This is a genomic window from Pseudomonas corrugata, assembly GCF_001269905.1.
In the GTDB taxonomy this organism is placed as follows: Bacteria; Pseudomonadota; Gammaproteobacteria; order Pseudomonadales; family Pseudomonadaceae; genus Aquipseudomonas; species Aquipseudomonas corrugata.
In genome coordinates this window covers 1-23,747 of the sequence record NZ_LHVK01000003.1, presented here as the reverse complement: position 1 = coordinate 23,747, position 23,747 = coordinate 1, and the positions used below count along the sequence as shown (strand labels likewise).

Here is a 23,747-nt window from a genome sequence, read left to right as displayed (position 1 = left end):
TCAGTCAGCAACAATGTTGACGGGGCCATCGCTATCGCGAGCAAGCTTTACTCCCACAGGCGTTGCACTCTATGGTGTTCGGCTGAGGACATGATGCGATATTCGCAGCGTGGACAAGGCCAGGCAAAGCCACGAGCGAAAACATACCGGCGAACATTATTTTGCACATTCGATGTACTCCGTGACTTGATGACAGTCTGGATGTTCATCGACAGGCAGGTCCTCGACTACTGTCAGAGCTGACAGCACTCAAGGCCGATAAGAAATAGTCTCGCTTGTGTATATACCCAGAAGTTGTCCGTTCCATTCCCCGTCGGGCAAGGATAACCCCACTCAGGGCTGGGTTACCGTTGCTGTTTTGACCCGCTCGCAGAAGTCAGGGTAGAAACCCCAGACATTCGTGTCCCGACATTCATTCTGGGCCTGGGCCAGCGCATTCCTGTCGAATGTGAGGCTGCGGGGCAGGCTGGCGAAGGTGGTGTAGCCGTCCCTTTGGGTCTTGATCGCGTCGAACCCCCGCATGTCGTAGACCAGTTCAACGTCGTCGTCGGCAAGGAGCCGGGCCTTGACCGTTACCTGAGGGTACTGCGTCCCTCCTGGGGCGTTATTGAGCGCGGCGAGGCCATGGCCAACAACGCGTAGCAGGCGCGGCACCCAACCCTCGTCGGTCCCGTCGGCGTCCGGGCGATAGGTCACGGTGAGCGTTTGCTGGTCGCGGGTGACCGCGGTCAGAGACGGGTCGGAGCGCTTGATGCGGTGCTCGATGGTCAGCCAGGTCTTCTGCTCTTCGCTGACGCCATCGGCAACTTCCGGATTCAGCGGTCCTCGCTGGCATTCGTTGACACCCAGCGCAATCAGCATGCCCGCCAGGATGACCGCGAGGGTGGCGCCACCAATTTTTACGTCCATGGGCAAACTCTTCAGGAGGAGGCGCACTGTAAGGTATCTATTGACTCCGGGTCATCTGCCAGCGGCGGGTGAACGATAAATCAATCAGAAACTCAGGTTGAAGTCGTCAGCATTGATGAGATTGCACACCTGAAGGGCAAGATTTTCGCAGCGCCGGTTCGTCCACTCTGAAAAAGGCGGCTGTACTTGAAGATACTGGAGGGCCAGATTTACGGACGCATATGCGCAAGTGAGGGTTGCTCTTCCCGGTGTTTGTGGAACGTCAATGTCGTGGAGAGCAAACTCGGCACCGTTGAGTTTCATGGATGCGGGATCGACCATTTTAATAGCGCCCTGATCTGCCCACTCCCGATCATCCTGTACTTCTATGGACTTAACATCCGAGAGTTTCAGGTGTTCACGAACCTCCGCAATGGCAGGACAGGTTATTTCACCGGCCTTAACATGGTTGATAAACAATAGAAGTAACCACGTGCATCCCGTCAGAGTATTTTTCATGTCCAGGCTCCATTGGTTCACATTGAACATGGTCCCCATTGGAGCCGATCGAGCTACTGTCAATCCTGACAGTTTTTTATGCCTATGTAGAATTAGCTCGCAGCCTTCATAGCACTTTCGGTGATAGTCGTCCTCTATGCGGGGGACAATCGAGGGACGTTTGTAGCTTGGTCCGAAGACGGTCGGAATGTGGTCGGGGAACAATCCCTGCTGCCCTCAGTCCAACCCACGATTTTGTGCCGCCCTCATCTCGGGCGGTTTTTTTTGGCTCAAGAGGACGTTCGCAATGAAGGTTTCACGCGGTTTTGCACTGTCTTGCCTGCTCTCGCTGGCGGCCAGTCCAGCCTTCGCGCAGTTCAGCCTCAGTGATGCGGCCAATGCGGTGGCGGCCATGCAGGGCGGTCAGGGTGAGCAGGGGAAGGGCGCCGTGGCCGCCGCGCCCGAGGCCGCCGGGCTGCTCAACACGTTGGGTTCGCAGCTGAAGATCACGCCGGAACAGGCCGTCGGCGGTGCCGGTGCGATGTTGGGGCTGGCGAAGAACCGGCTCAGTGAGCCGCAGTTTTCCGAGTTGAGCCAAAGTGTGCCGGGCCTGGACCAGATTGCCGGCAACAGCGCCATCGGCGGACTAAATGGCCTGGGCGGCCTGCTCGGTGGCGGTTCGCAGAAGAATGCCTTGCTCGATGGCCTGCTGGGCAACGTCAAGGACACCAATGACTTGAACAACGCCTTCAGTGCGTTGGGCATGGACAGCGGCATGATCGGTCAGTTTGCTCCGGTGATCCTCCAGTACCTCGGCCAGCAAGGCGTGGCCAGCGCCTTGCTGCAGAACCTCGGCGGCATCTGGGGCACCGGCGCCGGTATGTGATCAGCGGCGCTCGTCAAGCAAGGCGACGACGCGCCGGTCCTTTTCGGTCCAGAGCTGGTTGACCCAGTTCTGGACGTACTGGCGAAACACCGGATCGTTTTCGTAATCGCCTTGCCACAGCGCAGGGTCCAGCGGGCGGGTCTGGATGTCGATGATAACCCTCGGCACGCGACCGCTGATCAAATCCCAGAACCCCGGAATCCGTTCCTGCGGATACACCACGGTGACATCCAGTATCGCGTCCAGTTGTTCGCCCATTGCCGCCAGCACGAACGCCACGCCGCCTGCCTTCGGTTTGAGCAGATGGGCAAAGGGTGATTGCTGCTGTTGGCTTTTGGCGGCGGTAAAGCGTGTCCCTTCGAGGTAGTTCACTACGGTGACCGGCTGGCGCTTGAACAACTCGCAGGCCGCCCGGGTGATTTCCAGGTCCTTGCCGGCCAGTTCCGGGTTCTTCGCCAGGAAGGCCTTGGTGTAGCGCTTCATGAACGGGTAATCCAGAGCCCACCAGGCCAATCCCAGGAACGGCACCCAGATCAGCTCTCTCTTGAGGAAAAACTTGAAGAATGGTGTTCGCCGGTTGAGGGTCTGGATGAGGGCGGGAATGTCCACCCAGGATTGGTGATTGCTGATGACCAGGTAAGAAGTATCGCTGCGCAAGCCTTCGCCGCCGCGAATGTCCCAGCAGGTGGGGATGCACAGGGCGAAGATCAGTTTGTCGATCTCGGCCCAGGTTTCAGCGATCCACATCACTGCCCACGAGGCATGGTCGCGAAGGCGTCCGGGCAGGATCAGCTTTAGCAGTGCGAACACCATCAACGGCCCGAACAGCACCAGGGTATTGAATAACAGCAACAGGGTGACGAAACAGCCGGTGAGCAGGCGGCGCATAGATAACTCTTGAAAACGGGTAGGCGGGCCATGATAAGCAGCTTCGCGCGGCAGGCCAAATTGTGCTGGACGAATGTTTCACCTTTTGACCGATATGCTGGGTGCCGCACATGGCGATCGAGAGCAACCGAACGAATCCACTGCTCACGGTCTAAAAAGCCACCCACACAGGAGCCCTATTGCATGAAATCCATTCTCGCCTTGTTTTCCCTGGTGGCCCTCCCCGTGCTGGCCGCCGAACCGACTCTTTATGGGCGCTACGAATACATCGCGCTGCCGGAAATCGGCGGTGAAGTGCTCAAGGCCAAGATGGACACCGGGGCCCTGACCGCCTCGCTGTCGGCCAAGGACATTGAAACCTTTACCCGCGACGGTGACGACTGGGTGCGGTTCCGCCTGGCAACCAAGGACGCGAGCAACAAGGTCTACGAGCACAAGATCGCGCGTATCAGCAAGATCAAGACCCGTTCCGAGGAGGATGAGGACGAGGACGAAAAGATTGCTCCCAGCAAACGCCCGGTCGTAGACCTGGAGCTGTGTCTGGGTAACGTCAAGCGTACCGTTGAGGTCAACCTGACCGACCGCAGCAGCTTCAATTATCCGCTGTTGATCGGCGCCAAGGCCCTGCGCGAATTCGGTGCAGCGGTGAACCCGGCCCGACGTTTCACGGCGGATAAGCCAGACTGCTGATTTCCCCGATTGACGTGCCCCGAGGCTTGGGGCACCGTTCCGGCAACTTTACTGTCGGGCTCGCAAGACATGCCTCATATTCTGATTGTCGAAGACGAAGCCGCCATCGCCGATACGCTGGTGTTCGCCCTGCAAGGGGAGGGCTTCCAGACCACTTGGCTGAGCCTTGGCGTCGCCGCGCTTGAACACCAGAAAAACACTCCCGCAGACCTGATCATCCTCGACGTGGGCCTGCCAGATATCAGTGGTTTTGAGACTTGCAAGAATCTCAGACGTTTCAGTGACGTTCCGGTCATTTTTCTTACAGCTCGGGATGGCGAGATCGATCGGGTCGTGGGCTTGGAAATCGGTGCCGACGATTACGTGGTCAAACCCTTCAGCCCCCGCGAGGTGGTGGCCAGGGTCCGGGCCATCCTCAAGCGGGTAGCGCCAGCGCCACGCCCGCCCGTGGAGCTGGGTACGGCGTTGTTCCAGGTGGACAGCGAGCGCGTGCAGATCAATTACCGCGGTAAGCCGTTGAATCTCACGCGCCACGAGTTCCGCCTGCTGAACTGTCTGTTGGAGCAACCCGAACGGGTATTCAGCCGCGAACAACTGCTCGACGCCTTGGGCGTGGCCAGCGATGCCGGCTACGAGCGCAGCATCGACAGTCACATCAAGAGCGTGCGCGCCAAGTTGCGCCTGGTCAGGGCCGAGGCCGAACCGATCCAGACCCATCGTGGCCTTGGCTACAGCTACAGCCCGGGGCACAGCTGATGCCGTTGGGGATCCGCATCTTTCTGGTCTATGTGCTGTTCATCGGCTTGACCGGGTATTTCGTGCTTGGCACGGTGATCGAGCAGATCCGTCCCGGCGTGCGCCAGTCCACCGAGGAAACTTTGGTGGATACGGCCAACCTGATGGCTGAGATTCTGCGGGACGATTTCAAGGCCGGGACCCTCAACCAGAATCGCTGGCCACAACTACTCAAGGCCTATGGCGAGCGGCAGCCGGCGGCGACGATCTGGGGCTTGCCGAAGAACCAGGTCAGCCATCGCATCTACGTCACGGATGCCAAGGGCATCGTAGTGCTCGACTCCAGCGGCGCGGCGGTGGGCCAGGACTATTCGCGCTGGAACGATGTCTACCTGACCTTGCGCGGCCAGTACGGAGCTCGCTCGAGTCGCAGCATCGCGGATGACCCAAACTCTTCGGTGATGCATGTCGGTGCGCCGATCCGCGATAACGGCCGGATCATCGGCGTGGTTACCGTGGCCAAGCCCAACAGTTCGCTGCAGCCTTATATCGACCGCACGGAACGACGGCTGCTGCTCTATGGTGTCGGGTTGATCGGCCTGGGCCTGCTGCTGGGGGCGCTGCTGTCGTGGTGGCTCAGCTCGGCGCTACGCCGCTTGACCGCCTATGCCCAGGCCGTCAGCCAGGGGCAGCGGGTGGAAGTGCCGCATTATCGCGGTGGTGAGTTCGAGCAACTGGCGCACGCCCTGGAGCACATGCGCACGCAGCTCGAAGGCAAGGCTTACGTCGAACGTTACGTGCATACCCTGACGCACGAACTCAAGAGCCCGCTGGCGGCGATTCGCGGCGCCGCCGAGCTGTTGCAAAGTGACATGCCCGCCGCGCAGCACCAGCGTTTTGTCAGCAACATCGACAGTGAAAGCGTGCGTATGCAACAGCTGATCGAACGTTTGCTCAACCTGGCCCAGATCGAACAGCGTCAGGGGCTGGAGGAACAGGTCGCGGTGCCGCTGGCGGCGTTGCTGGATGAGCTTATCGAGGCCCGTAGCGGCTGGATCGAGCGCCGGCAGTTACGGGTCGAGCGACACATCGCCGCCGACATGGCACTGACTGGCGAGGCGTTTCTGTTGCGCCAGGCGTTGGGCAACCTGCTGGACAATGCCCTGGATTTCACCCCCGTCAACGGGGTACTGCGCGTCAGTGCCGGGCGCAGCGGCAACCGTGTCGAGATCCGGTTGTTCAACCAGGCCGCCCCGATCCCCGACTACGCCCTGCCGCGCCTGAGCGAACGCTTCTATTCTCTGCCGCGGCCGGACAGCGGTCGCAAGAGCACCGGCCTGGGACTCAATTTCGTGGAGGAAGTGGTGCAGTTGCATGGGGGCGAGTTCGGTATCGGCAATGTCGAGGGCGGGGTGGAAGTGGTGCTGCGGCTGCCCTGAGATTCGGCGCATAGCCTTTGTGGGAGCGAGCCTGCTCGCTCCCACAGGTTCTCTAGTCTCCACACAATCTCCACATTGCCTACATAAACAGCCCACACAGCGCCGCCAGACTCTCCCCATTCGAACAGGGAGAGCCCCACATGAACCGCAGCCTCGCCATGAAACTGGGCATGATCGCCCTATTGATTCTCTTGCTGATGATTCCGCTGTTGATGATCAACGGCCTCATCGACGAACGCCAGTCCCTGCGCGACGGCGTGCTGCAGGAGATCGCCAGCAGCTCCAGCCACAGTCAGCAGCTCATCGGACCGATGATTGTGGTGCCGTTTCGCAAGGATGTGCGGGTCTGGAATACCAACGAGAAAACCGGTGTCCGCTTCCTGGAAACCGTCGAGCAGAGCGGTGAGTTATATTTCCTGCCGGAGCAATTCGAACTCGACGGCCAGGTCCGGACCGAAACCCGTGCCCGGGGGATCTACGAGGCGCGGTTGTTCCACGCCGACAACCGGATCGATGGACGCTTCAAGGTGCCTGAGCGCTATGGCCTGGCCGCCAAGGATATGGCCGATTACCGCTTCGACGAACCGTACCTGACCGTGGGCATCAGCGACATCCGTGGTATCGAGAATGCATTGACCCTGCAACTCAACCAGCAGACCGTCGACTTCCTGCCCGGCTCACGGGTCAGCTGGCTGGGGCAGGGGGTACATGTGCCGCTGCCGATGGTCAACGCCCAGAACAGCGCCGAGTTGACTTTCGGTTTCGACCTGAGCCTGCAAGGCACCGGCGAGTTGCAGATTCTGCCGGTGGGCAAGACCAGCAAAGTGCACTTGACCGCCGACTGGCCGCACCCGAGCTTCATCGGCAACTACTTGCCCGTCAGCCGCGACATCAACGAGAAGGGCTTCAGCGCCGACTGGCAGACCTCGTTCTTCTCGACCAACCTTGAAGAAGCGCTGCAGAACTGCGTGTCGGGCGAGAGCTGTGAAATGTTTCGCAGCCGTACCTTCGGCGTGAGCTTCATCGACCCGGTGGACCAGTACCTCAAGAGCGACCGGGCAATCAAATATGCATTGCTGTTCATCGCCCTGACCTTCGCCGGCTTCTTTCTTTTCGAAGTGCTCAAGAGCCTGGCGGTGCACCCGGTCCAATATGCCCTGGTGGGCGTGGCGCTGGCATTTTTCTACCTGTTGCTGTTGTCTCTGTCGGAACACATCGGCTTTGCCCCGGCGTACCTGGTGTCGGCCAGTGCCTGTGTACTGTTGATCGGGTTCTACGTCTGCCATGTGCTGCGCAGCGTGAACCATGGCCTGGGCTTCTCGGCGGGGTTGGCGGCGCTGTATGCCTTGCTTTACGGCCTGTTGAGCGCCGAGGACTACGCACTGTTGATGGGCTCGCTGTTGCTGTTCGGGCTGTTGGGTGTGTTCATGGTGCTGACCCGTAAACTGGATTGGTACGGGGTCGGATCGAAACCGGCGCCTGCCATGACCTTCGATCTGGGAGAGGTGAAATGAGCCGGTCGCTGGGGTTGCGCGAAGATCGGCGGGTGAGGGAAGTGCTCGTGGCGCTTGTATCTGAGTTGTTTCCGTTGGATCCGGTGGGCCTCTATCGCGAGCAGGCTCGCTCCCACAGGTCCGGGGCTGTCCTTTGTGGGAGCGAGCCTGCTCGCGATGAGGTCGTCACATTTGGAGAAAGATCTAGATCCTGGGCACGGTAGCGACCATTGAAGGCCGCAAGCTCACCTCGGCAAACCACGCCGCCAGCTGCGGATGGGTCTTGCGCCATTCCAGATCGGGATGGCGCAGGTCCAGGTAACCCAAGGCGCAGGCGACGCTGATGGACGCCACGTCAAAATGGCTGGCCAGTTCGGCAATCGCTTCGGCTTCGAGCATGCCCAAGGCGCGGCGAATCTTGTCCCGTTGGGCGTCGAGCCATTCGTCCCAGTGCTTTTCCGCCGGCCGCAGGGCGGTTTCATAGCGGACCATCACCGCCGCATCCATGATCCCGTCAGCCAGGGAGGCCAGGGTCAGGCGCCGCCAGCGGGCCGCGCCGTCACGGGGGATCAGTGGATTGCCGACGTGCTGGTGATCGAGGTAATCGAGGATGACGCGGCTGTCGTGGATCACACTGCCGTTGGCCAGGCGCAGGGCCGGGATCTTGCTCAACGGGTTGTCATCGATGAGTTTCTGGTCCGGTTTGACGGGCGTGAGCTGGCTGAGCTGTAACGCCACGCGGTCCTGCTGGCCGGTTTCGTGCAGCAGCACCAGGACCTTGCGAACGAAGGGCGAGGCGGGGTTGTGGAACAGCGTCATGCTGGGAACGGACATGGCAGCGTCTCGATCAGGGAAGGATGTCGCGCAGCATAGCGCGATCATCAATGCGCAAGGCAAGGGTGACCGAGCCCTTCGGCCCGGTCTGTGCCTCGGATCACACGGCCGGTTGAAGGGCCTGCGGCTCCAACGGGGCTGGCGTTGCCGGTTGTTGCTTGAGTTCCCGGGCGACGGTCCAGACGATGAACGCAGCAATCACGTCAAAAATCGCCAGCAGCACGAACAGCGGGCTATAGCCGATTTTTGTCACCATCACGCCAAACAACAGCGTGAAGGCCGCGGCACCCAGGTAACCGAACATGCCGCCCATGCCGGTGGCGGTGGCGACTTCATTCTTGCCGAACGAGTCGGAAGTGATGGCATACAACGCACCCGACAAGGTCTGGTGGGCAAAGCCGCCAATGCACAGCAGAGCGATTGCCGTATACGGACTGTCCACCAGGCCGATGCAGGCCGGACCAACCATGCAGGATGCGCCGAACAGCAAGACCATCTTGCGAGAGGTGAACAACGACACTTTGCAGTATTTGTGGAAGAACGGGCTCAGGTAACCGCCCAACACGCAGCCCAGGTCGGCGGCCAGGAACGGCAGCCAGGCGAACATCGCGATCTCCTTGATGTTCATGTGCCGCTCGGTCATCAGGTATAGCGGAATCCAGGCGTTGAAGGTCTGCCAGGCCGGCTCGGAGAGGATCCGGGCGCTGGCGATGGCGTAGAAATTGCGGCTGGCGATGATCTTTTTCCAGCTGCCTTTTTTCGGGTTCTGCTCCTGGAAGTGAGCTTCCTGGCCGCTGATGATGTAATCGCGTTCGGTGTCGCTCAGGCGCTTCTGGTCACGGGGGTGCTTATAGAGGACCAGCCAGAGAAAAGTCCAGGCGATGCCCAGGCCACCGACGATCAGGAACGCCAGTTCCCAGCCACTGTTCAAGATTGCCCAGACCACCAGCGGTGGCGCCAGGACGGCACCGACCGACGAGCCGATGTTGAACCAGCCGATGGCGACCGAGCGCTCCTTGGCGGGGAACCATTCGGTCGATGCCTTGACGGCGGCGGGCAGCCCGGCGGCTTCTGTCAGGCCAAGCAAGCCACGGAAAAATGCCAGGCCTTGCCAGCCCGAGGCCATTGCTGCGGCGGCGCAGGCGATAGACCAGGCGAAGGCGAAAATGGCGAAGCCCATCTTGGTGCCAATGGCATCGATGATGTAACCGGCCACCGGCTGCATCAGCGCATAGCAGATTTGCCAGGCGACGACGATATGGGAGTACTGCTCGGTGGAGATATTCATCTCGCTCATCAGGGTCGGAGCGGCCACCGAGAGGGTATTGCGCGCCAGGTAGTTGACCATCAGGCCGGCCGTGACCAGGCCGACCATCCACCAGCGGATGCCTTTGATCTTCATCACTTCACCATCGATTATTTTTGGAGTTGGTGTCGCTGTTGTAGGTTGTCGTACAACATTAGCCTTTATAGGAGTGCAAGGAATAATTTGTCAACAAATATGTCAGATATTGGGCGAGTTTCAGGGCGCCCGAGGATGGCGTCATCGTATGACTGGTCTGTGGAGGGGGCTCAATCGGTTAGAGCGCCCTGGTGACTCAGCGGCGCGGGACCAGTCCCCACACCGCCACGACAGAAGGGATACCCAGCCCCAGCCAGCTCACCGCATCCCACAGACCATCGCCGAGCAAGGCGCTGAATAGCCCAGCTGCGCAAAGGGCGCCAATGGTTGCGGGCATGCCGAACACTTTCCAGACACTTGACTGCCGGGGCTTCACGAGACGGCCTCCCTATCGGCAGCCACGCGCAGGTTCGTTCTACGCCGAACCACCCAGAGGTAAACGCCGCTGCCGAGGACGATGATCGTCAGCACGTCCAGGGCCGCCCAGAAGATCTGCATCGGCCTGCCGCCATAGTCGCCGAAGTGCAGCGGCAGGGACAGGCTCATCAGGTCCATGTACCACGGTCGTTCGGCCACGGCGGTGACGTCCAGAGTGCTGGCGTCGATGAGTACCGGTGTCAGTAGATGGGCGGTCAGGTGGGTACTGCCCTTCATGAACACGCCATAGTGGTGTGCACTGGAAAACAAGGTGCCGGGGAAAGCAATGAAGCTCGGCTCCATGCCGGGTGCGACGTTCCTGGCGATGTCCAGCAGGCGGGTGGCCGGCGCCAGTTGCTCCAGTGGCGCCGCGTTGCGGTAGGGCTCGACCATGGCACTGAGACTGTCGTTGCGCCACGCCGCGATGATCAGGTCGGCGCAGGCGGCGATTACGCCGGTGACTCCAACCGTCAATGCCCAGACCAACGTGACCACGCCGATCAGGTTATGCAGGTCGAGCCAGCGCAGACGCGGGGACTTGTCCTGGCGCACCGTGGCGAACTTCAGGCGCCGCATGAACGGCAAGTACAGGACCACGCCGGAAACGATGGCGACCACGAACAGCAGTCCCATCGATGCCAGCAATAATTTGCCAGGCAGTCCGGCATACATGTCCACGTGCAGGCGCCGCATGACCATCATGAAGCCGCCATTGGCCGCAGGTGTCTCCAGGGCCTCGCCGGTACGGGCGTCGAGCATGAAAGTATGGGAGGCATTGGGTTCGGTACCCGGTGTCGGGGCCATGATGGTGACGACGCCGTTGGGCTCGTCCTCGTCCCAGCCAAAATACTGCACCACTTCACCCGGGCGATGGGCCTTGGCCTTTTCCACCAGTTGCTGGAGGTCAAGCCGCGGCGTATCGGCGGGCATGTCCCGAAACTCCGGAGCGTCGCCCAGCAGGTGTTCGATCTCGTGATGGAAAATCAGCGGCAACCCGGTGACTGCCAGCATCAGCAGGAACACTGTGCAGATCAGGCTGGACCACGTATGGACGAAGGACCAGCGACGGATGGTTTTACTTTTCATGAGGGGGTCCGATTGCGAAAGCGCTTCACTCAAGAGCTGTGTGATTCATCGTGGCGAGGGAGCAAGCTTCCTCGCCACGGACTCTTCAAATGAAGGCGGCCAGTTACCACTTGTAATTCACACTGGCGACCACGTTGCGTTGATCGCCGTAGTAGCAATAGAAGCCGTCGCAGGTGGAGAGGTAGTCCTTGTTGAAGATGTTCTTTGCGTCCACCGCCACCGATACGCCTTTGAGGGAGCTGCTCACACGCCCCAGATCGTAATGGGCCGATGCGTCGTAGACGGTGTAGGAGCCGACATGACCCCAATCGGTGTTGGTGGTGTTGCCGTAGGTGTCGCCGACATAACGCACACCGGCACCGACACCGAAGCCATCGAGCAGGCCGTTGTGCCAGGTGTAGTCGGCCCACGCGGTGGCCTGGTTGCGTGGCACCTGGGCCATGCGCTTGCCCTTTTCAGCTGCGGTGCCCTTGGTGATTTCGCTGTCGTTATAGGTGTAGGAACCGATCAGTTTCAGATTGTCGGTGACGTCACCGGAGGCTTCCAGCTCCAGGCCGCGTACCTGCACCTCGCCGACTTGGCGGGTGATGTTGTTTTCGGTCACGGAGTTGTTCTTCTGGGTCAGGTCGAACACTGCGGCTGTCAGCAGGGTCTTGGTGCCTGGGGGCTGGTACTTGATGCCAGCCTCGTACTGTTCGCCCTCGGTCGGTTTGAACGCGTCGGTGCTGTTGACGGTCGAGCCGGCCGCCGCCTGGAACGACTGGGCGAAAGAAATATAAGGCGTCACGCCGTTATCAAAGACGTAGCTCAGTGCGGCGTTACCGCTGAATTTCTTATCGCGCTGAGTGTTCGTGGCGTTGTTCAGGTTGTGGAACTCGGTGCCGGTGTGAATCCAGTCCTCACGACCGCCTAGGGTCAGGCGCCAGTTGTCCAGGGCCATCTGGTCCTGGATATACAGACCGGTCTGCTGGGTCTTCTGGTTGTAGTCGTACATATCGAAGTACTGGACGTTGGAAAAATCCTGCCCATAGATCGGGTTGTTGATATTGGTGGTCGGGACGCCGGTGGATCCCCATTTCCAGCGCGAATTGCTGTTGGAACGCTGATGGTCCAGGCCAAGCAATAGCGTATGGCTCAGGGCACCGGTCTGGACGTCGGCCTGGAAATTGTTATCGACGGCGAACTGACTGATGTCTTCGTTAACGATACCGGCGCTGCGTTTGACCGTGCCGTCGGCGCTCACGGCTTGATCGGGGCCCGCCGGGAAGAACGACCCGCCGGCGGTGAGGCCCTGGAACTCCAGGTCGCTCTTGGTGTAGCGCAGGTTCTGGCGGAACTGCCAGGTGTCGTTGAAGCGATGTTCGAAGGCATAACCGAGGGCGTAGTAGGTGCGGTCGTAGAATTCCCAGTCCGGATCGCCCAGGTTCTTGTGGTGGGAAATCCTGCCGGCCGGCGAGGACAGCTTGGTGCCTTGCAAGGGCAGGAATTGCCCGGTGATGCCAGTGTCGTCGCGGGTGTACTGGGACAGGAAGGTCAGGCGAGTGTCGTCGTTGATGTTCCAGGTCAGGCTCGGCGCGATGTTGTAGCGCTTGTCCGGGATGTGATCGACCTGGGCATTGCTGTCGCGCAGGGTGCCGCTGAGCCGATAGAGGAATTGGCCTTCGTCATCGATCTGGCCGGTGCTGTCGAAGTTGATCTGCTTGTGTTCATAGCTGCCGGCCTGCAACTCGACTTCATGGCTGCTCTCGGCCTGCGGGCGACGGCTGACCATGTCGAGCATGCCGCCGGGCGGCGTCTGGCCATAGACCGACGATGCCGGGCCGCGTAGCACGGCAATGCGCTCCAGGTTCCAGGGCTCGATTTTTGGCGTGACGTAGTTGCCTTTGGGCAGCGGCAGGCCATCGAGGAACTGAGTCGGTATGAAGCCGCGCACCAGTAGCCAGTCGTTACGCGAGTCCGAGCCGTAGCCGCTGCTCTGCACCCCGGCGGTGTAGCGCAGGGCGTCATTGAGGTTGAGTACCGAGCGATCCTCCATCTGCTGGCGTGTCACCACCGAGACCGAGCGCGGCAGTTCGACGATCGGCGTATCGGTCTTGGTGCCGGCGGCGGTGCGAGTGGCTGCATAGCTCTCGCTCGGGCCCCAGGCGCTTTCGCTCAGGCCGGCGCCGATCACGCTGGTTTCCGGCAGGGCCATGACGCCTTCAGGCACGGCCACCAGGCTGTAGGTGCCGGTGCTGCTCTGTTGCAGTTGCAAGCCGGTGCCGCGCAAGGCTTCACGCAATGCGCCCGCGGCATCGAACTGGCCCTGGACCGGGGCCGAGGTTTTGCCTGCGGCCAATGTCGGGCTCAGGCTCAGAGCGAGACCGGCCTGACTGGCGATCTGGTTCAGGGTGCTGGCCAGTGACGCGGCGGGCAGGTTGTAAGTGCGCACGCTGGACGGCTGTTCGGCCGCCAGGAGTAGGCCGCTGGCCAACGGGACGGCAAGGACGATGGCAACGGCCAACAGGCTGGGGCGCAATAGGGTGTCTAGCGGGCGGGACATACGGCGGCTCCTGAATGGAAATATTTCTCAATTGCCTGGATGCCGAATGAAAATGCAAAAGTGATAGGGGTAGATGAAAATAATTTAGATTCAGGATTTAAATGGTGGGACCAGACCTGTTTTGTGCAGGGCTGACGGCCCCTTCGCGAGCAGGCTCGCTCCCACAGGGATGGATGCGCGCCAATGCATTGTGGAAGCGAGCCTGCTTGCGAAGGCGATCCCATGGATCACCTTTTATCGGGCCTTGGCCCCGGTGCTGGGTTGCACCACCACCCACCACCGCGTGTGATGTTCAATCTGCACCGGCAAGGTCGGCAGCAGCGCGCTCAGGGCCAGGTCGGTGTCATGCAGCGGGAAGCTGCCGGTGATGCGCAAATCCGCCACTTGTGGCTCGACGCCCAGGTAGCCACGTCGATAGCGCCCCAGTTCATGCACCAGATCCTCGAGGCGAGCGTTGTCTACCACCAGCATGCCCCGGGTCCAGGCATCGGCGTCGGGGCTCAGGGCCAGGGCGGGGCCAAGGCTGTCACGGCGCATCAGCATCTGCTGGCCTTCGCGCAGGATCTGTTCTTGCTCCATGGCCTGCGGATGGGCGGCCACGGCGGATTTCAATACGCTGAGGCGAGTGCCGTCGTCCTCGCGCTTGACCAGGAACCTTGTGCCTAAGGCACGCAGGCTGCCTTCGCGGGTTTCGACGATGAATGGACGTGGGTCGTTGTGGCCGGTCTCGACCTGGATCTCGCCTTCCTGGAGCACAATGCGCCGCTGTTTATCGTCGAAACGCACGTCGAGCGCACTGTGGGTGTTGAGGTTGATCAGCGTGCCGTCGGCCAGGCGCAGGGTGCGCTGTTCACCCGTCGCGGTGCGTTGGTCTGCCAGCCAATAGTCCAGCGGCAAGTAACGTTCACCGGCAAACAATGCCAGGCCGATGACTGCGACAATACTGGCCAGGCCGCCGCCCACCTTGCGTATCCGGCGACGGATACTCACTCGCGACTGCAGTAGCGCGGCCCGTGCCGGTCCATTGGCAACGCTGAAACGCTGCTCGAGCATGCCCAACTGCCGCCAAGCCCTGGCATGTTCTTCATCGGCGGCGTGCCAGTGGGCGAACGCTTCGCGCTCCTGGGCGCTGCCGCAGCCCGAATCCAGCGACAACTGCCAGGCAATAGCGGCATCCAATACGCCGGCCGAAACCGGTTTGGAATGGGCCGGGTTCATGTCGGCTCTCCATAGAGTGCGATGTAGCACTGTCGGATGCCCTGGGCCAGATACTGGCGTACCCGCGGCACCGAAACCCCCAGGCGCCTGGCGATTTCGGCGTGGCCGAGGCCGTCGAGCCGGTTATACAGGAACGCGGCGCGAGCCTTGCTTGACAGCTTGCCGAGCAGGTAATCGATCTGCCGGAGGTCCTCGAGGATCAATTGCTGTTCTTCCAGCGATGGCTGTTCACCTTCGGGAATCAACATCAGTTCGGTGAGGTAAGCCTGCTCCAGGGCCGCCCGACGGAAATAATCGAACAGCAGACCTTTGGCGATGGCTACCAGCAATGCTCGGGGTTCACGGGGTGTCGTCAGTTCATCGCGACCGAGCAGACGCACGAACGTGTCCTGGCTCAAGTCCTCGGCCCGCTGTGGACAGGCCACGTTGCGGCGCAACCATGCCAGTAGCCAGCCGCGATGATCACGGTACAACGCACCAACCAGATCATTGTGAGGACTAGGGACTGACGACACGGAGCTTCACCGATGTTTTAAGTAACGAGAATTGTTCGCGATTGTGGCAGAGGCGGGGGCGGGAATGCAATTGGAGCTGATCGGGATACTGTCTGTGGATTTAGCTGACTCTGTGGGAGCAAGGCTTGCCCGCGATAGCATCATCCGGGATTAACAGCCTGACCGAGTTGTCTGCATCGCGGGCAAGCCATGCTCCTACAGATCAGCCATGCTCCTACAGGTCAGCCATGCTGGGGCAGTGTTAGATGGAAGGCGCCTGCTGCCGGCGCTTCCACTGGCCCAGGCACTGTTGCAGGTTGAGCGGGCTGTGGATCTGTTGCTGGCGGGCACGACTGAACAGGATCAGCGCCAGCTCGGCCGTGGCCAGGGCGTCGGCGCTGGCGTTGTGGCGATCGACCACTTGCAGCTTGAAGGCATCGATCCAGTCGTCCAGGCTCGCCTTGCGTAGCGCTGCCTGGGGGCAGAGCATCGGCGCCAGGTCCGCTACGTCGAGGAACGTATGCTGCAAGCGATAGCCCAGGTGGTCTTTCAGTGCGCGTCCGAGCATGTGAGCGTCGAAGGGCGCATGGAAGGCAAGCAGCGGACTGTCGCCGACGAACTCCATGAACGCCAGCAGTGCTTCGGCCGGGTCGCTGCCGGCGGCGATTGCGCTGGGTGCCAGGCCATGGATCAACACGCTCGGCCCGAGCTTCTGCTTCTCGCATTGCAAGGTGCGCTCGAACTGTTGGCTGAAATCGATAGCGCCGTCTTCGATCACCACCGCGCCGATGGACAGCACCTGATCCTTGTTCAGGTTCAGGCCGGTGGTTTCCAGGTCCACCACTACCCAGCGCTGTTCCCGCAGGCTGCGCTCATCCAGGGGTGATGGCGGCGAGAGATTTGCCAGGCGTCGCTGCAACGCGTCCGGCAACATCGGCGGAGCCGGGCGCAACCAGGAAAACAGGTTCACAGTTGATACCTCAACGTCAGGCTGCTTTGCAGGCGTTGGGCCTGGCGCAATGATTCACGCAGGATCCGCCGATCCAGGTGATTGAGGCTGTCGGGGTCGACGCGGTTGGAGTAGGGCAGGTTCTCGCGGGTCTGCAACTGATGTTGCTGCATGCGGGTTTGCTGGATGAAGTGGTAGGCCTCTTCATAGGCTGCGCCATCCAGGGGGTCGATTACTTCCCGGGCGACCAGTTGCCGCAGGCGTTCCAGGGTGTTGTTGGCCTCTATGCCATTGGCCAGCGCCAGCAGGCGGGCACCGTCGACGAAGGGCGTCAGGCCCTGCACTTTCAAATCCAGGGTAGCCTTCTCACCGTTTTTGCGGCTCAGCACGAAATCCCTGAAACGCCCGACCGGTGGGCGATGACGCAAGGCGTTCTGGGCCATCATGCGCTGGAACAGCCGGTTGTCGCCCACCTGGTCGAGGATCTGTCGGCGTAACTGCGCGCAGCCTTGTTCGTCGCCCCAGACCACCCGCAGGTCGAAATAGATACTGGAGCCCAGCAGGTTTTCCGGCGTCGCTTCGCGAATGAAGGCGGCAAAGCGTCGGGACCATTCGGCGCGGGACAGACACAGTTCGGGATTGCCGGCCATGATGTTGCCTTTGCACAACGTGAAGCCGCACAGCGCCAGGCTCTGGTTGATCTGTTGGGCGATGGGCAGCAGCAGGCCGCGGATCTGCGCCGCATGGGCCGCGTCCCGGGCCTCGAACAGAATGCCGTTGTCCTGATCGGTATGCAGGGTTTGCTCGCGCCGTCCCTCACTGCCGAAGCACAGCCAACTGAACGGCACCCCCGGATCGCCTTTCTCCGCGAGAGTCAGTTCGATGACCCGGCTCACAGTGTGGTCGTTGAGCAAGGTGATGATGTGGGTGATCTGGGTCGACGACGCGCCGTGGGCCAGCATGCGTTCCACCAGTTGGCCGATCTCGCCCCGCAGGGCTACCAGGTTTTCCACCCGGGGGGCGCTGCGAATGGTCCGGGCCAGGTGCACCAGATCGACTCGCTGCAGGGAAAACAGATCCCGTTCCGACACCACGCCGCACAGGCGCTGTTCCTTGACCAGGCAGACATGGGCAATGTGGCGCTCGGTCATGGCGATGGCCGCATCGAAAGCGCTGTGATCCGGCGAGAGAAAAAACGGTGCCTGGGTCATGTGCGCCGCGATGGCCTGGGAGAAGTCCCCGGCGCCATCGGCCACGACCTGTCGCAGGTCGCGCAGGGTAAAGATCCCCACCGGCGCCTTGCGTTCATCCACCACCACGATGCTGCCGACCTGTTGTTCATGCATCAGCTTCACAGCTTCGCGCAGGGGGGTGTCCGGGCTGCAGCTCACCGGATGACGCATCGCCAGCTCACCCAGCCGTGTATTCAGGGAATATTGGGTGCCCAGGGTCTGCGCGGATTTTTGCTGGACCTGCTGGTTGACCTGGTCGAGCAGGCTGCTGACTCCGCGCAGGGCGAAATCTCGAAACGGGCTGGACAAAGCAAACAGTTTGATAAAGGCCTGCTTGTTCAGTTGCAGGCAAAACGTGTCCTCGCCGGCCCGGTGCTCGGTGCGCGTGGCCCGCTCCCCCAGCAGGGCGGCGAGGGGAAAGCATTCGCCGGTGGTGATTTCGAAAGTGGTCTCGGTGCCACCTTTGGCCGAATGCGGACGCTCCCCCACCACCCGGCCCTGCTTGACGATGTAGAAGTGCTCCACCGGACCGTCGGCCGGCTTGATGATGGTTTCACCCGATGCGTAGAAGCGCAGCAGGCATTGTTCCACCAAGTAGGCCAGGTGAGCATTTTCCATCTGGTTGAACGGGGGGAAGCGCTGCAGGAATTGCAACGTGCCCTGGATGTTCTGCAACACCGCGGTCTTTCCTGCCTGGATGAAGGCGTCCGCTTTTTTCATAACCATTGCGCAATCTTTTTTGAATTGTTGTGGTCGGATCTGTTCCCCATGGTCGACCTCTGCAGGGGGAGTGCCCATTGGACGTAAGTCTAGGTTCCTGCGACGCAGGCAGAACTACAGAAAAGTCCCGCACGAAGCCTCGAAAAATCTTCAGTGAATTCTCTTGGAAAAAAATCCGACGAAGTGCACATTGAAGTGCTGCCGAACGATGTCTGACCACTGTGCCAGGGGATCGATTCAAGGAATGTAGAGAGCATCATGTCCGACCACGATATTTTGAGTGACGCCGAGCGCGAAGCATTGAGCGCCGTCATGCTGGAACCTGATCTGCCACCGCAGCGGGTCTTGATCGCCGATGACGACAAGGACGCTCGCGAGCTGTTGTCGGAGATCCTGGCGCTGGACGGAATCCACTGCATGACCGCCGCCAGTGGCGAAACGGCACTCAAGATGCTGGAAACCAAGCCGTCGATCGGTCTGCTGATCACCGATCTGCGCATGGGCAATGTCGATGGCCTGGAACTGATCCGCCTGGTCCGCGAGTCGGAGCGGGCCGCGTTGCCGATCATCATCGTGTCCGGCGATGCCGACGTGAAGGACGCCATTGAGGCGATGCATTTGAGCGTAGTGGATTTTCTGCTCAAGCCCATCGATACGGAGAAATTGCTAGGGTTGGTCAAGCGAGAGCTGGGGATGGATCTCTAGCCTGCGGCATCCCCACGCAGAGCGTGGGGATGATCGGTCTGCACGGCAAACAAAAAAGGCCCTGATCGCAAGATCAGGGCCTTCCTCATTTATCGTTACCGCTTAATCACAGCCCGTTGGCCGCCTTGAACTCGCGGCGACGACGGTGCAGCACCGGCTCGGTGTAGCCGTTAGGCTGCCGGGTGCCTTCGATCACCAGCTCGACCGCCGCCTGGAAAGCGATGTTGCTGTCGAAGTCCGGTGCCAGCGGACGGTACAGCGGATCGCTGGCGTTCTGGCGGTCCACCACTGGCGCCATGCGCTTGAGGCTTTCCATCACCTGGTCCTGCGTGACGATGCCATGGCGCAGCCAGTTGGCGATGTGCTGGCTGGAAATGCGCAGCGTCGCTCGGTCTTCCATAAGGCCGATGTCGTTGATGTCCGGCACCTTGGAGCAGCCGACGCCCTGATCGATCCAACGCACCACGTAGCCGAGGATGCCCTGGGCATTGTTGTCCAACTCGTTTTTGATCTGCTCCGGCGTCCAGTTCGGGTTGACCGCCAGCGGGATGGTCAGGATATCGTCCACCGAGGCCCGAGTTCGCTTGGCCAGTTCTGCCTGGCGGGCGAACACGTCGACCTTGTGGTAATGCAGCGCATGCAGTGCGGCGGCGGTCGGCGATGGTACCCAGGCGGTGTTGGCGCCCGCCATCGGATGGGCGATTTTCTGTTCGAGCATCGCCGCCATCAGGTCCGGCATGGCCCACATGCCCTTGCCAATCTGTGCACGACCTTGCAGGCCGGTGCTCAGGCCGATGTCGACGTTCCAGTTTTCGTAGGCGGCAATCCATTTCTCGGCTTTCATGTCGGCCTTGCGCACCATCGGGCCGGCTTCCATCGAGGTATGGATTTCATCGCCGGTGCGGTCCAGGAAACCGGTGTTGATGAACACTACGCGTTCGCTGGCAGCCTTGATGCAGGCCTTGAGGTTGACCGTGGTACGGCGCTCCTCGTCCATGATCCCGACTTTGAGGGTGTTGCGCGGCAGGTTCAGCACGTCTTCGACGCGGCCGAACAGCTCGTTGGTGAACGCGGCTTCTTCCGGGCCGTGCATCTTCGGCTTGACGATGTACACCGAGCCGGTGCGGCTGTTGCGGCGCGAGGTGTTGCCGTTGAGGCTGTGGATCGCCGCCAGGCTTGTCACCAGGCCATCGAGAATGCCTTCAGGCACTTCGTTGCCGTGTTTGTCGAAGATCGCGTCGATAGTCATCAGGTGACCGACGTTGCGCACGAACAACAGCGACCGCCCGTGCAGCGTCAGACTCGAACCGTCGACGGCGGTGTACACGCGGTCGGGGTTCATGGTGCGGGTAAACGTCTGACCGCCCTTGGCGACCTCTTCCGACAGGTCGCCTTTCATCAGGCCAAGCCAGTTGCGGTAGATCACCACCTTGTCATCGGCATCGACCGCGGCGACCGAGTCTTCGCAATCCATGATGGTGGTCAGGGCTGCTTCCATCAGGATGTCTTTGACGCCAGCGGCGTCGGTCTGGCCGACTGGGGTGCTGGCATCGACCTGGATTTCGAAGTGCAGGCCGTTGTGCTTCAACAGCACTGCAGTGGGGGCCGAAGCGTCGCCCTGGAAGCCGATCAGTTGGGCATCGTCACGCAGGCCACTGTTGCTGCCACCCTTGAGAGCGACCACCAGTTTGCCGTCGACGATCTTGTAGGCGGTGGAGTCGACGTGGGAACCGGCCGCCAGGGGCGCCGCTTCGTCGAGGAAAGCGCGGGCGAAGGCAATGACCTTGTCGCCACGAACCTTGTTGTAGCCTTTGCCTTTTTCCGCGCCATCGGCTTCGCTGATGGCATCAGTGCCGTACAACGCGTCGTACAACGAACCCCAGCGGGCGTTCGAAGCGTTGAGGGCGAAACGGGCATTCATCACCGGCACCACCAGCTGCGGGCCGGCCATGCGGGCGATTTCGTCATCGACGTTTTGGGTCGTAGCCTGGAAATCCGCCACTTCTGGCAGCAGGTATCCAATGTCTTGCAGGAAGGCTTTGTAAGCCACGGCATCAAAGGCCTGGCCGGCCTTCGACTGGTGCCAGGCATCGATCCGAGCCTGGAAATCATCGCGTTTGGCGAGTAGGGCTTTGTTCTTCGGCGCCAGGTCGTGGATGACCTTGTCGGCACCGGCCCAGAATTGGTCGGCGGTCAGACCGGTACCGGGGATGGCTTCGTTGTTCACGAAGTCGAACAGGACTCTGGCGACCCGAAGGCCACCGACTTGAACGTGTTCAGTCATTGCTTGCCTCTCACTCTGCTCAGCTATTTCGCTTTTCAGCTCTTCGATTTTGACAATGAAGCCTCGGGACATTTAAACCACAAACCCCGAAACCAGTACATGCCATCGCTGGCGGCTGGGTGGGTCCTATCATGGGCATTAAGCCTTGCTGACGGGGCTTTCAGGGATGCGACTGTGCCTTAAGCAGACATCGGTCCAACATTATGTAGTGTGTGCTGCGGCATACTACATGAACAGTTGCGGTTGTGAAAATTAGACTAATTGCGTCGTTCCGCGACCGACTAAAGCAGTACAGTCACGACGAAGCATGGGATGTTCTCAAAAAACTTATTAATTGTTCCATAAAAATCTCGAAACTTGTACACGATTTACCGGTACGTTCAGAAATGGACAGAAGCAACCGCCAAGCGCAGGAGCCTGCGATCTTTGCTTTGATCTTTCGCTCTCGACTCAGTTGGCATGGGAAAGATCGCAGCCTCGTTGCACTCGGCAGATCCTGCATAACTCTTTCCGCAGGGTTTGTGTGCCCTGCCTATACTCCTTCTTCTCATCACAAGAGGGCTGCGCCATGGACCATCTCGTCATTACCGTTTTCGCCCCGGACAAACCTGGGCAGGTCGAGCGCATCGCCCAATGCATCGCCGAGCACGGCGGTAACTGGCTGGAAAGCCGCATGTCGCATCTGGCGGGGCAATTTGCCGGAATATTGCGCCTCAGCGCTCCTGCCGAATCCCAACAGGAACTGATCGAAGCCTTGCAGGGGTTGTCGAGCCACGGCATTCGCGTGCTCATCGCGGAGAGCACAATCGAGGAGTCCTGCAGTTGGAAACCCATTGCCATGGAACTGGTGGGTAACGACCGTCCCGGTATCGTGCGGGACATCACCCGTTTGTTGAGCGAGCAGGGCGTCAATGTCGAGCGGTTGGTGACCCATGTCGGGCCGGCACCGATGAGCAGCGAATTGTTGTTTCACGCCGAAGCGATCCTGGGCGTGCCGCTGACGCTGTCGTTGGACACCTTGCAGGAACGCCTGGAAACCTTGGCCGACGAATTAATGGTGGAGCTCAAATTGAGCGACGAAGCGTGAGCCCGGTTATCCAAGGAAAAACTGCACCTGCCTGTGGATAACCTGTAGAGATACGGTGCCAGCCCAAGCCTGGCGTGCCTTTGCCGGTGATGATCAAAAAATCGCCAATTTTCAAGGGCTTGTGCACAAACGGCGGGGATGATGCTGTGGATAACCTTGGGGTCGATCGGCGCAGGCCACGTCGAACGTGGCCTGCAGGGAGCTGTACGATTTTTGATCAGGTGCGACGGCGCATGCTGATCACGGCATCGAGGCTGTACACCGCGAGCCCGGCCCAGATGAACAGGAATGCCATCAAGGTGCTGGACGACAAATGCTCGCCGAACAGCAGCACCGCCAGCAGTAGCACCAATGTCGGGGCGATGTACTGGAGAAATCCCAACGTCGTGTAGGGCAAATGCCGGGCAGCGGCGTTGAAGCACACCAGCGGAACCAGCGTCACCGGGCCGGCCGCTACCAGCCACCAGGCTTCGGAGGTGGTCCAGAAGGTGGCTTGGGCACTGATGGCCGTTGGATTGAACAGCAACCAGGCCAGGGCAATCGGCACCAGCATCCAGGTTTCCACCACCAGCCCCGGCAAGGCCTGGACCGGAGCCTGTTTACGGATCAACCCGTAGAAGCCGAAGGTCAGCGCCAGGGCCAGCGACACCCATGGCAGGCTGCCGACCTGCCAGACCTGCTGCGCCACACCAACCGCTGCCAACCCCACCGCCAGCCACTGCATGCGCCGCAGCCGCTCCCCCAGGATCAGCATCCCCAGCAACACGTTTACCAGCGGGTTGATGTAATAACCCAGGCTGGCTTCGAGCATGCGACCGTTGTTCACCGCCCAGACGTAAGTCAGCCAGTTGGCCGCGATCAAGGTGCCGCTCAGGGCCAGGATCGCCAGGCGACGCGGGTTGTCGCGCAGTTCGCGCCACCAGCCCGGATGTTTCCAGACCAGCAGCAATGCCGAGCCGAACAGCGCCGACCACAGTACCCGATGGACGATGATTTCCACTGAAGGGACGGCAGCGATGGCTTTGAAATAGATGGGGAACAACCCCCAGATGACGTAGGCACTCAGGCCCAGGATATACCCGCGACGCGGGTTGGCGGCTTGCATGCAGAATCCTTGCTTAGGCAGCTAACAAAGGAGTGATTGTAAGTAGATTTGTCAGGTTTTGGGCGAACCTTTGAGCAACAACGCAAATACCTCCTGTGGGAGCGAGCCTGCTCGCGATCGCGGTGTATCAGCTTACGAATATGTTGTCTGACACA

The 23,747-nt window shown here is 60.6% G+C and carries 21 protein-coding genes; 7 read left to right on the top strand and 14 right to left on the bottom strand.

The window, feature by feature from the left end; all coding sequences use genetic code 11:
- Positions 1 to 333 precede the first annotated feature (333 nt).
- Entirely contained in the window at positions 334 to 909 is a 576-nt protein-coding gene (locus tag AD665_RS00365; protein WP_024779440.1) for a hypothetical protein, read from the bottom strand.
- A gap of 84 nt (positions 910 to 993) precedes the next feature.
- Positions 994 to 1,407, bottom strand: coding sequence for a hypothetical protein (locus tag AD665_RS00360; RefSeq protein WP_024779439.1), 414 nt, complete (start codon positions 1,405 to 1,407; stop codon positions 994 to 996).
- Positions 1,408 to 1,693: 286 nt separating this feature from the next.
- Here AD665_RS00360 and AD665_RS00355 point away from each other — a divergent pair, with 286 nt between their 5' ends.
- The gene (locus AD665_RS00355; RefSeq protein WP_024779438.1) at positions 1,694 to 2,272 is read left to right on the top strand and encodes a DUF2780 domain-containing protein; all 579 of its coding nucleotides are present in this window, start codon (positions 1,694 to 1,696) and stop codon (positions 2,270 to 2,272) included.
- Here the strand turns inward: AD665_RS00355 and AD665_RS00350 are convergent, their stop codons facing one another.
- Entirely contained in the window at positions 2,273 to 3,160 is an 888-nt protein-coding gene (locus tag AD665_RS00350; RefSeq protein ID WP_053190519.1) for an acyltransferase, read from the bottom strand.
- A gap of 183 nt (positions 3,161 to 3,343) precedes the next feature.
- Between AD665_RS00350 and rloA2 the strand changes: the two genes are divergently transcribed.
- The 4 genes from rloA2 (at position 3,344) to creD (ending at position 7,538) form a co-directional block, all read left to right on the top strand.
- Positions 3,344 to 3,850, top strand: a complete 507-nt coding sequence (gene rloA2 / locus AD665_RS00345) for a retropepsin-like aspartic peptidase RloA2 (protein ID WP_024779436.1) — start codon at positions 3,344 to 3,346, stop codon at positions 3,848 to 3,850.
- A gap of 69 nt (positions 3,851 to 3,919) precedes the next feature.
- Positions 3,920 to 4,606, top strand: coding sequence for a two-component system response regulator CreB (gene creB / locus AD665_RS00340; RefSeq protein WP_053190517.1), 687 nt, complete (start codon positions 3,920 to 3,922; stop codon positions 4,604 to 4,606).
- The gene (gene creC, locus AD665_RS00335; RefSeq protein ID WP_053190514.1) at positions 4,606 to 6,024 is read left to right on the top strand and encodes a two-component system sensor histidine kinase CreC; all 1,419 of its coding nucleotides are present in this window, start codon (positions 4,606 to 4,608) and stop codon (positions 6,022 to 6,024) included. The genes creB and creC overlap by 1 nt, the downstream gene beginning before the upstream one ends.
- A 140-nt stretch (positions 6,025 to 6,164) precedes the next feature.
- Positions 6,165 to 7,538 carry a cell envelope integrity protein CreD gene (gene creD / locus AD665_RS00330; protein WP_053190512.1) on the top strand — a complete coding sequence of 458 codons (1,374 nt, stop codon included), beginning with the start codon at positions 6,165 to 6,167 and terminating at the stop codon, positions 7,536 to 7,538.
- Positions 7,539 to 7,721: 183 nt separating this feature from the next.
- On the opposite strand, the gene AD665_RS00325 is transcribed toward creD, so the two are convergent.
- The 9 genes from AD665_RS00325 to AD665_RS00285 all read right to left on the bottom strand — a co-directional run bounded on the left by AD665_RS00325 (position 7,722) and on the right by AD665_RS00285 (position 18,417).
- The gene (locus tag AD665_RS00325; protein ID WP_053190510.1) at positions 7,722 to 8,351 is read right to left on the bottom strand and encodes a glutathione S-transferase; all 630 of its coding nucleotides are present in this window, start codon (positions 8,349 to 8,351) and stop codon (positions 7,722 to 7,724) included.
- 100 nt (positions 8,352 to 8,451) lie between these two features.
- On the bottom strand, positions 8,452 to 9,753 hold the full coding sequence (locus tag AD665_RS00320) for an MFS transporter (RefSeq protein ID WP_053190507.1): 1,302 nt from the start codon (positions 9,751 to 9,753) through the stop codon (positions 8,452 to 8,454).
- Positions 9,754 to 9,949: 196 nt separating this feature from the next.
- Complete coding sequence (locus tag AD665_RS00315; protein ID WP_053190505.1) at positions 9,950 to 10,129, bottom strand: hypothetical protein; 180 nt, start codon at positions 10,127 to 10,129, stop codon at positions 9,950 to 9,952.
- Complete coding sequence (locus AD665_RS00310; protein WP_024779429.1) at positions 10,126 to 11,256, bottom strand: PepSY-associated TM helix domain-containing protein; 1,131 nt, start codon at positions 11,254 to 11,256, stop codon at positions 10,126 to 10,128. Before AD665_RS00310 ends, AD665_RS00315 begins: the two co-directional genes overlap by 4 nt.
- 103 nt (positions 11,257 to 11,359) lie before the next feature.
- Positions 11,360 to 13,798 carry a TonB-dependent siderophore receptor gene (locus tag AD665_RS00305; RefSeq protein ID WP_053190503.1) on the bottom strand — a complete coding sequence of 813 codons (2,439 nt, stop codon included), beginning with the start codon at positions 13,796 to 13,798 and terminating at the stop codon, positions 11,360 to 11,362.
- Between the two features lie 234 nt (positions 13,799 to 14,032).
- Positions 14,033 to 15,016, bottom strand: a complete 984-nt coding sequence (locus tag AD665_RS00300; protein ID WP_024779427.1) for a FecR domain-containing protein — start codon at positions 15,014 to 15,016, stop codon at positions 14,033 to 14,035.
- A complete protein-coding gene (locus tag AD665_RS00295) occupies positions 15,013 to 15,531 on the bottom strand; it encodes an RNA polymerase sigma factor (RefSeq protein ID WP_053190502.1) in 519 nt (172 codons plus the stop codon). The genes AD665_RS00300 and AD665_RS00295 overlap by 4 nt, the downstream gene beginning before the upstream one ends.
- Positions 15,532 to 15,772: 241 nt before the next feature.
- Positions 15,773 to 16,480, bottom strand: coding sequence for a 3'-5' exonuclease (locus AD665_RS00290; RefSeq protein ID WP_024779425.1), 708 nt, complete (start codon positions 16,478 to 16,480; stop codon positions 15,773 to 15,775).
- Entirely contained in the window at positions 16,477 to 18,417 is a 1,941-nt protein-coding gene (locus AD665_RS00285) for a putative nucleotidyltransferase substrate binding domain-containing protein (protein WP_024779424.1), read from the bottom strand. The genes AD665_RS00290 and AD665_RS00285 overlap by 4 nt, the downstream gene beginning before the upstream one ends.
- A 252-nt stretch (positions 18,418 to 18,669) precedes the next feature.
- Here AD665_RS00285 and AD665_RS00280 point away from each other — a divergent pair, with 252 nt between their 5' ends.
- Positions 18,670 to 19,116, top strand: a complete 447-nt coding sequence (locus AD665_RS00280) for a response regulator (RefSeq protein WP_024779423.1) — start codon at positions 18,670 to 18,672, stop codon at positions 19,114 to 19,116.
- Positions 19,117 to 19,222: 106 nt separating this feature from the next.
- Here AD665_RS00280 and AD665_RS00275 read toward each other — a convergent pair whose 3' ends face one another.
- The gene (locus tag AD665_RS00275) at positions 19,223 to 21,400 is read right to left on the bottom strand and encodes a malate synthase G (RefSeq protein WP_053190500.1); all 2,178 of its coding nucleotides are present in this window, start codon (positions 21,398 to 21,400) and stop codon (positions 19,223 to 19,225) included.
- Between the two features lie 568 nt (positions 21,401 to 21,968).
- Here AD665_RS00275 and AD665_RS00270 point away from each other — a divergent pair.
- Positions 21,969 to 22,487 (top strand): glycine cleavage system transcriptional repressor, encoded by a 519-nt coding sequence (locus AD665_RS00270; protein WP_024779421.1) that lies wholly within the window; start codon positions 21,969 to 21,971, stop codon positions 22,485 to 22,487.
- 217 nt (positions 22,488 to 22,704) lie between these two features.
- Here AD665_RS00270 and rarD read toward each other — a convergent pair whose 3' ends face one another.
- Positions 22,705 to 23,592, bottom strand: coding sequence for an EamA family transporter RarD (gene rarD, locus AD665_RS00265; protein WP_024779420.1), 888 nt, complete (start codon positions 23,590 to 23,592; stop codon positions 22,705 to 22,707).
- Between the last annotated feature and the right edge of the window lie 155 nt (positions 23,593 to 23,747).

Coding starts and splice junctions, on each gene's coding strand:
- AD665_RS00310 (WP_024779429.1), bottom strand. CDS start 11,256: ATGAAAAGTAAAACCATCCGTCGCTGGTCCTTCGTCCATACGTGGTCC.
- AD665_RS00305 (WP_053190503.1), bottom strand. CDS start 13,798: ATGTCCCGCCCGCTAGACACCCTATTGCGCCCCAGCCTGTTGGCCGTT.
- AD665_RS00355 (WP_024779438.1), top strand. CDS start 1,694: ATGAAGGTTTCACGCGGTTTTGCACTGTCTTGCCTGCTCTCGCTGGCG.
- creB (WP_053190517.1), top strand. CDS start 3,920: ATGCCTCATATTCTGATTGTCGAAGACGAAGCCGCCATCGCCGATACG.
- rloA2 (WP_024779436.1), top strand. CDS start 3,344: ATGAAATCCATTCTCGCCTTGTTTTCCCTGGTGGCCCTCCCCGTGCTG.
- AD665_RS00320 (WP_053190507.1), bottom strand. CDS start 9,753: ATGAAGATCAAAGGCATCCGCTGGTGGATGGTCGGCCTGGTCACGGCC.
- AD665_RS00285 (WP_024779424.1), bottom strand. CDS start 18,417: ATGGTTATGAAAAAAGCGGACGCCTTCATCCAGGCAGGAAAGACCGCG.
- AD665_RS00360 (WP_024779439.1), bottom strand. CDS start 1,407: ATGAAAAATACTCTGACGGGATGCACGTGGTTACTTCTATTGTTTATC.
- AD665_RS00350 (WP_053190519.1), bottom strand. CDS start 3,160: ATGCGCCGCCTGCTCACCGGCTGTTTCGTCACCCTGTTGCTGTTATTC.
- creC (WP_053190514.1), top strand. CDS start 4,606: ATGCCGTTGGGGATCCGCATCTTTCTGGTCTATGTGCTGTTCATCGGC.
- rarD (WP_024779420.1), bottom strand. CDS start 23,592: ATGCAAGCCGCCAACCCGCGTCGCGGGTATATCCTGGGCCTGAGTGCC.
- AD665_RS00325 (WP_053190510.1), bottom strand. CDS start 8,351: ATGTCCGTTCCCAGCATGACGCTGTTCCACAACCCCGCCTCGCCCTTC.
- AD665_RS00270 (WP_024779421.1), top strand. CDS start 21,969: ATGGACCATCTCGTCATTACCGTTTTCGCCCCGGACAAACCTGGGCAG.
- AD665_RS00275 (WP_053190500.1), bottom strand. CDS start 21,400: ATGACTGAACACGTTCAAGTCGGTGGCCTTCGGGTCGCCAGAGTCCTG.
- AD665_RS00280 (WP_024779423.1), top strand. CDS start 18,670: ATGTCCGACCACGATATTTTGAGTGACGCCGAGCGCGAAGCATTGAGC.
- AD665_RS00300 (WP_024779427.1), bottom strand. CDS start 15,016: ATGAACCCGGCCCATTCCAAACCGGTTTCGGCCGGCGTATTGGATGCC.
- creD (WP_053190512.1), top strand. CDS start 6,165: ATGAACCGCAGCCTCGCCATGAAACTGGGCATGATCGCCCTATTGATT.
- AD665_RS00365 (WP_024779440.1), bottom strand. CDS start 909: ATGGACGTAAAAATTGGTGGCGCCACCCTCGCGGTCATCCTGGCGGGC.